General features: G+C 47.3%; 1 protein-coding gene. It reads right to left on the reverse strand.

Translation table 11 applies throughout. From position 1 onward, the window contains the following. Positions 1-368, reverse strand: a 368-nt coding sequence (locus tag QWI17_RS09835) for an EAL domain-containing protein (protein WP_302722335.1), incomplete at both ends; no start/stop codon positions are given.

A 368-nucleotide genomic window follows, 5' to 3' on the forward strand; every position in this document is an offset into this window, starting at 1 on the left:
GAATTATTCAGATCTTGTATAAAGGAACCGTCCAGTTTTATCAGGTCTGGTTTAAGCTTCTTGCGTAGCAATTCCCGGTTGGTAGAAACGCCGAAATGCTTGATGCAGAATTTACAGCCGAGCTTTTTTAGTCCCGCCCGGAAGGCTTCTGCCTGGACCTGTCTGGTACTAAGATCTGACTCGCTGGCCTGAAAAACGATTAGGTCTGCAGGGATTCGATAGGCTTTAAGTTGATCGGAAACCCAGTTGAGCACATCTGAATCTTGGTAGAAGCGAGCCGTTAGGTTTATAAATACCCGGCTGCGCTGCTGCTCTTTGAGTTTCTCGGCAATGCGGATGAATGCGTTCTCTATGACCCACTTATCGAG

Source organism: Gilvimarinus gilvus (assembly GCF_030518155.1).
Lineage (GTDB): Bacteria > Pseudomonadota > Gammaproteobacteria > Pseudomonadales > Cellvibrionaceae > Gilvimarinus > Gilvimarinus gilvus.